This window comes from Stenotrophomonas sp. PE591 (assembly GCF_018320795.1).
Taxonomy (GTDB): Bacteria; Pseudomonadota; Gammaproteobacteria; order Xanthomonadales; family Xanthomonadaceae; genus Stenotrophomonas; species Stenotrophomonas maltophilia.
Map to the genome: position 1 here is coordinate 463,272 of NZ_JAAOKO010000003.1, position 6,729 is coordinate 470,000.

Annotated in this window: 3 protein-coding genes and 4 rRNA genes (1 of these 7 cut by a window edge); 2 read left to right on the top strand and 5 right to left on the bottom strand. The window is 62.6% G+C overall.

Annotation, left to right across the window (positions count from 1 at the left end; translation table 11 throughout):
- Nucleotides 1-104 precede the first annotated feature (104 nt).
- Nucleotides 105-1,406 carry a peptidoglycan DD-metalloendopeptidase family protein gene (locus JLDANKMP_RS11875; RefSeq protein WP_212561180.1) on the bottom strand — a complete coding sequence of 434 codons (1,302 nt, stop codon included), beginning with the start codon at nt 1,404-1,406 and terminating at the stop codon, nt 105-107.
- A 94-nt stretch (nt 1,407-1,500) separates the two neighbouring features.
- Between JLDANKMP_RS11875 and JLDANKMP_RS11880 the strand changes: the two genes are divergently transcribed.
- Both JLDANKMP_RS11880 and JLDANKMP_RS11885 read left to right on the top strand, forming a co-directional pair.
- Complete coding sequence (locus JLDANKMP_RS11880) at nt 1,501-2,163, top strand: hypothetical protein (RefSeq protein WP_005407780.1); 663 nt, start codon at nt 1,501-1,503, stop codon at nt 2,161-2,163.
- 86 nt (nt 2,164-2,249) lie between these two features.
- Nucleotides 2,250-3,965, top strand: a complete 1,716-nt coding sequence (locus JLDANKMP_RS11885; RefSeq protein WP_212561181.1) for a M28 family metallopeptidase — start codon at nt 2,250-2,252, stop codon at nt 3,963-3,965.
- A gap of 315 nt (nt 3,966-4,280) precedes the next feature.
- Here JLDANKMP_RS11885 and rrf (JLDANKMP_RS11890) read toward each other — a convergent pair.
- The 4 genes from rrf (JLDANKMP_RS11890) to JLDANKMP_RS11905 all read right to left on the bottom strand — a co-directional run.
- Nucleotides 4,281-4,395, bottom strand: a 5S ribosomal RNA gene (gene rrf, locus JLDANKMP_RS11890).
- 132 nt (nt 4,396-4,527) lie between these two features.
- Nucleotides 4,528-4,642, bottom strand: a 5S ribosomal RNA gene (gene rrf, locus JLDANKMP_RS11895).
- Nucleotides 4,643-4,813: 171 nt separating this feature from the next.
- Nucleotides 4,814-4,928: ribosomal RNA gene (rrf, locus tag JLDANKMP_RS11900) — 5S ribosomal RNA — on the bottom strand.
- A gap of 127 nt (nt 4,929-5,055) precedes the next feature.
- Nucleotides 5,056-6,729 (bottom strand): 23S ribosomal RNA (locus JLDANKMP_RS11905); it runs 1,204 nt beyond the window's last position.

The following is a 6,729-nucleotide window of genomic DNA, read 5'->3' on the forward strand; positions in this document are numbered from 1 at the left end:
CACTCCTGTCGACGTTGGCATCGTGCCCAAGGCACATGCGTCGATTATGCGCGAAGCACAGCTAAATTCCAGTTGAATCCGTCCGCCACGCGACAGCGCCGGATTCAGCGCCGCTGCAGCCAGCTGTCCGGGTTGACCGGCTGCCCGCCCCGGCGCAGTTCGAAGTACAGCGCGGTCACGCCCTGGCCACCGGAATTGCCGACCTTCGCCACCGCATCGCCGCGGCTGACACGGGCACCCGCATCCTTCAGCAGGGTGTCGTTGTGCGCGTACAGGCTCATATAGCCGTTGCCGTGATCGACGATCAGGATCATGCCGTAGCCGGTCATCCAATCGGAGAACACCACGGTGCCGTCGGCCACGGCAGTGACGGTGCTGCCGGCGGGCGCGCCGATCAACACACCACTGCTGGTGCGGCCGTCGGGCAGCTTTCCGCCGTAGCGGGCCAACAGGTTGCCCGACAACGGCCAGCCCAGGCCACCCACCTTCGGCGCCGGCGCAGAGGCCACGGCAGGCGGGACCTTGGTGGGCGGCGGTGGCGGGCGGCCCTGCGCGGCGGCCTGGCGCGCGGCACGCTCGGCGGCGACCTTTTCAGCGGCCGCTCGCCGCGCCGCGGCGCGGCGCTCGGCTTCGGCCCGTGCCGCAGCGGCACGCAGGTTGGCCAGCAGCGTTTCCAGTGCCTTGGCGTCCTGGCCCAGCGCCTGTTCCTTCTCGCGCTGGTCCTTGAAGCGCTCATCCAGCGAGGCGACAGTCCTGGCGCGATCGCGACGGTCGGCTTCCAGCGCCGCAGCCTGCTGCTTCTGGTCCTGCTGCGCACCCTGCAGCTTCTGCTTGCGCTCGGCGATCTGCGCCTGCAGCACTTCCAGCTCTTTCAGGTCGGCTGTCAGCGTGGTGATGCGCTGTGCCCGCTCGCGTTGCAGGTAGCGGTGGTAGGCCAGGGCACGATTGGCATCGGCCACCGTGTCCTGCGACAGCAGCAGCTTCAGAGGTGCATGGTTGCCCAGCTGGTAGGCCGCACGCAGCAGGCCGGCCAGCTCGCGATGCTGCTGGGCGAGGTTGGCCTGCAGCGTGCTGCGGCGTTGTTCGGCCTCGGCCAGGGCCCTTCCCTGCTCGCGCAGCGCGGTTTCAGTCTGCGCAAGCGCACGGCCGGTGCGGGCCACCTTCTCGTCCGCCTCACGCAGCTGCTGCGAGGCCTGGCCCCGCTGGCCCTCGATCTGCCTGCGCTCCTGCGCCACGCCCTTCAACTCGCTACGCAGCTTCTGCAGCTTGCGCTCGGTCTCGCGGGTGGTCTGAGCGGCGCCCGGCAACGGCAGCGCCAAGGCGATGGCCAGCCCCAACAGCAGGCAGCGCCCGCCGCGGATGGCGGCGATGTGATGTCGGCGTGATGGGAAGGCGTTGTCGCGCAAGGGCTTTCCAGTGACTTCAGGCAGTTGCAGGGGGTACCGGGGAATGGTGACATCTCCGCACGCGGCCTGCCAGCCGCACATCCATCGAGGTCCCATGAAAACTCTTTCCATTCCGCTGTTGTTGGGCGTCCTGCTCGTTGCCGGCCCCGCCGGTGCCCAGGACAACATCAGCAAGGTCAACGGCAGCATCAGCGCCGAGCCTGGCCAGCGCTACGGCAAGCTGGATACCGTCAACGGCGGTATCCGGGTTGGTGAAGGCGTCGAGACCGGCAGCATCGACACCGTCAACGGCGGGGTCAAGGTGGCCGACCGTGCACGTACCGGCAAGATTGAAACGGTCAACGGCGGCGTACGCCTGGGCCGCGAGGTGATTGCACACGGCAGCGTCAGCACCGTCAACGGCAGCATCTTCACCGATCGCGGCAGCCAGATCGAAGGCGGCGTCGAAACCGTGAACGGTGGCATCGGCCTGGTCGAAAGCCGCGTCGGCAAGGACGTGGAGACCGTCAACGGCGATATCACCGTCGGCATCGGTTCCCAGGTCAACGGCGGTGTGCACGTGCGCAAGCCGAACTTCAGCGTCTCGCTCACCGCCAGCCGCAAGCCGCGCGTGATCGTCGGCCCGAATGCCGTGGTCAACGGCCCCCTGCAGTTCGAACGCGAGGTGGTGCTTTACGTGCATCGCACTGCGCGCATCGGCCCGGTCACCGGCGCCGAACCGATCCCGTTCGACACCGAAACCGCCCCGGCGGACTGAGCGCACCGGACCGCTTGGTTCGGTGATACTCGCTGATACCGGCCGTGCACGACGCGCGGCCGCCCTTTGTTTTCCAGGAATCGACGATGCCCCGCAAACTCCTCCTGTGCCTGGCCGCCGCGGCCGCGCTCAGTGCCTGCAAAGGCGAAGACACGCCGCCCACCGCACCGGCGTCGGCCACCGACACCGCTGCCGCGAAGCCGGCGTCTCATCAGTTCTCCCCCGAGATCAACGCCGGCGACTTCGCCGAGATGGTCAAGACACTGGCTTCGGATGAATTCGAAGGCCGCGCGCCGGGCAGCAAGGGCGAGGAACTGACGGTCAACTACATCCGCGACCAGATGCAGCGCATCGGCCTGCAGCCCGGCAACGGCGACAGCTGGTTCCAGGATGTACCGATGACCGAGACCACGGCCGACGCATCGACCGTGCTGAAGATCACCCAGGGTGGCAAGACCACCGAGCTGAAGTTCGGTACCGACATGGTGGTCGGCACCCGTACCGGCCAGGCAGAGGTGAAAGTCGATGCCAGCGACCTGGTGTTCGTCGGCTACGGCGTTGATGCGCCGGAGCAGAAGTGGAACGACTACGCCGGCCAGGACTGGAAGGGCAAGACGGTCGTGATGTTCGTCAACGATCCGGGCTTCCATGTTGACGACGCGAAGCTGTTCGACGGCAAGCGCATGACCTACTACGGCCGCTGGACCTACAAGTTCGAAGAGGCCGCGCGCAAGGGCGCCGCCGCGGCGCTGATCGTGCACGACACCGCCGGTGCCTCCTATGGCTGGGACGTAGTGAAGAACTCCTGGGCCGGCCCGCAGTACGACCTGCCGGCCAAGGATGACCCGGAAGCCCGCATTCCGGTGCAGGGTTGGCTGAGCGCCGACGCCGCCAAGGCGCTGTTTGCCGGTGCCGGTCTGGACCTGGCACAGGCCTACAAGGACGCCAGCAAGCGCGGCTTCAAGCCGGTGCCGCTGAAGGCCACCGCCACGGTCGACCTGAAGAGCCAGATCGCGCAGAAGCAGTCGCGCAACGTGGTGGGCGTGCTGCCGGGCAGCAAGCGTGCCGACGAGGCCGTGCTGTACATGGCGCACTGGGACCACCTGGGCAAGCACGAGGGTGAAACCGGCGACAACATCTACAACGGTGCGGTCGACAACGCGACCGGCGTGGCCGGCATCCTTGAGGTGGCCGAAGCCATGGCCCACCAGGATCCGAAACCGGAGCGCTCGGTGGTGTTCCTGGCGGTGACCCTGGAAGAGTCCGGCCTGCTGGGTTCGAAGTACTACGTCTCCCACCCGACCTTCCCGCTGGACAAGATCGCCGGTGTGATCAACATCGACGCGATGTCGGTGGCCGGCCGTGCCAAGGACGTGACCGTCACCGGCTTCGGCAGCTCGGAACTGGAGGACATCCTCAAGCCGCTGGCTGCAGCCCAGGACCGCACGCTGCGTGGTGAGACCTCGGTGCAGAGCGGCTTCTACTTCCGCTCGGATCACTTCAACTTCGCCAAGGCCGGCGTGCCGGCCCTGTACGCCGATGGTGGCGAGGATCTGCGCGAGGGTGGCGTGGACGCAGGCCGCAAGGCCGCAGCGGACTACGGCGCCAACCGCTACCACGGTCCAAAGGACGAGTTCGACGCGTCCACCTGGAAGCTGGACGGGACTGTCGAGGACCTGCAGTTGATGTACGGCGTCGGCAAGGAACTGGCCGGTGGTGATCGCTGGCCGAACTGGTACGCAGGCAACCCGTTCAAGGCGGCCCGCGACGCGATGATGAAGGACAAGGCTTCGGCAAAGTAAAGCCGGGCTGATCGACTGAACATCGTTGAGAGCAGAGCGGCGCCCCACGGGGCGCCGCTTTTCTTTTGCGTACCGTCGGCGGCTCATCCACGGTTGGTGTGGATCTGCCGGTAGTGCCGGCCGCTGGCCGGCAATCGATTGGTAGCGGCCAACCTTGGTTGGCGCCATGCTTCTTCGCAGAGGACCCCCACGCATGGCGTGGATCTACCGGGCCATGTAATGCCATCGGGTTGCCGGCCAGCGGCCGGCACGACCCGCATTTACTGCGCACAAAGAAAAACCCCGCTGCGTGAGCAGCGGGGTTTTGGGTGTAAACCCTGGCGATGACCTACTCTCGCATGGCTTGAGCCACACTACCATCGGCGCAGCTGCGTTTCACTTCCGAGTTCGGGATGGGATCGGGTGGTTCCACAGCGCTAATTTCACCAGGGAGACGGTTGCAGCAGCGCTTGCAGCGCCAGCTTCGCGATCTTGCCCTTGGGGCGGAAGGCGTCCAGAAAAGCAATGCCTTCACTTAATAAGAAAAACCCCGCTGCGCAAGCAGCGGGGTTTTGGGTGTAAACCCTGGCGATGACCTACTCTCGCATGGCTTGAGCCACACTACCATCGGCGCAGCTGCGTTTCACTTCCGAGTTCGGGATGGGATCGGGTGGTTCCACAGCGCTAATTTCACCAGGGAGGCGGTTGGAGCGTCGCCATCCGATACAGCTGGATAAGGCGCCTGCCTCTCGTAGTTCTTGTGACGTAGCGTGCACTTGGATGCTCTTACGACGTTGTCGTAAAGCCAAGGCAACTTGAGGTTATATGGTCAAGCCGCACGGATCATTAGTATCAGTTANGGGTGTAAACCCTGGCGATGACCTACTCTCGCATGGCTTGAGCCACACTACCATCGGCGCAGCTGCGTTTCACTTCCGAGTTCGGGATGGGATCGGGTGGTTCCACAGCGCTAATTTCACCAGGGAGGCGGTTGGAGCGTCGCCATCCGATACAGCTGGATAAGGCGCCTGCCTCTCGTAGTTCTTGTGACGTAGCGTGCACTTGGATGCTCTTACGACGTTGTCGTAAAGCCAAGGCAACTTGAGGTTATATGGTCAAGCCGCACGGATCATTAGTATCAGTTAGCTCAATACATTGCTGTACTTACACACCTGACCTATCAACCACGTAGTCTACATGGTTCCTTCAGGGGGCTTGTGCCCCGGGAGATCTCATCTTGAGGCGCGCTTCCCGCTTAGATGCTTTCAGCGGTTATCGCTTCCGAACATAGCTACCCGGCAATGCCACTGGCGTGACAACCGGAACACCAGAGGTTCGTCCACTCCGGTCCTCTCGTACTAGGAGCAGCCCCTCTCAAATCTCCAACGCCCATGGCAGATAGGGACCGAACTGTCTCACGACGTTCTGAACCCAGCTCGCGTACCACTTTAAATGGCGAACAGCCATACCCTTGGGACCGACTACAGCCCCAGGATGTGATGAGCCGACATCGAGGTGCCAAACACCGCCGTCGATATGAACTCTTGGGCGGTATCAGCCTGTTATCCCCGGAGTACCTTTTATCCGTTGAGCGATGGCCCTTCCATACAGAACCACCGGATCACTAAGTCCTAGTTTCCTACCTGCTTGATCCGTCGATCTTGCAGTCAAGCACGCTTATGCCTTTGCACACAGTGCGCGATGTCCGACCGCGCTGAGCGTACCTTCGAGCTCCTCCGTTACTCTTTAGGAGGAGACCGCCCCAGTCAAACTACCCACCATACACGGTCCCCGACCCAGATAATGGGCCCAGGTTAGAACGTCAAGCACGACAGGGTGGTATTTCAAGGATGGCTCCGCNNCAGCTAGCGCCANNGTTTCATAGCCTCCCACCTATCCTACACAGACGAACTCAACGTTCAGTGTAAAGCTATAGTAAAGGTTCACGGGGTCTTTCCGTCTTGCCACGGGAACGCTGCATCTTCACAGCGATTTCAATTTCACTGAGTCTCGGGTGGAGACAGCGCCGCTGTCGTTACGCCATTCGTGCAGGTCGGAACTTACCCGACAAGGAATTTCGCTACCTTAGGACCGTTATAGTTACGGCCGCCGTTTACTGGGGCTTCGATCAAGAGCTTCGCCTTGCGGCTGACCCCATCAATTAACCTTCCAGCACCGGGCAGGCGTCACACCCTATACGTCCACTTTCGTGTTTGCAGAGTGCTGTGTTTTTGATAAACAGTCGCAGCGGCCTGGTTACTGCGACCCTCTTCAGCTATAGCTCGCACGAGCCACCAAAAAGGGTGCACCTTCTCCCGAAGTTACGGTGCCATGTTGCCTAGTTCCTTCACCCGAGTTCTCTCAAGCGCCTGAGAATTCTCATCCTACCCACCTGTGTCGGTTTACGGTACGGTCTGCGTAAGCTGAAGCTTAGGAGCTTTTCCTGGAAGCGTGGTATCAGTGACTTCGCCTTAAAGGCTCGTCTCGGTGCTCGGTCTTAGAGGATCCCGGATTTGCCAAAGATCCAAACCTACCGCCTTTCCCCAGGACAACCAACGCCTGGTACACCTAACCTTCTCCGTCCCTCCATCGCACTTACGCGAGGTGCAGGAATATTAACCTGCTTCCCATCGACTACGACTTTCGTCCTCGCCTTAGGGGCCGACTCACCCTGCGCCGATTAACGTTGCGCAAGGAAACCTTGGGCTTTCGGCGTGCGGGTTTTTCACCCGCATTATCGTTACTCATGTCAGCATTCGCACTTCCGATACCTCCAGCAGACTTC

Excerpts from the sequence above, each read along its gene's own strand:
- JLDANKMP_RS11885 (WP_212561181.1), top strand. The coding sequence starts at position 2,250 with ATGCCCCGCAAACTCCTCCTGTGCCTGGCCGCCGCGGCCGCGCTCAGT.
- JLDANKMP_RS11880 (WP_005407780.1), top strand. The coding sequence starts at position 1,501 with ATGAAAACTCTTTCCATTCCGCTGTTGTTGGGCGTCCTGCTCGTTGCC.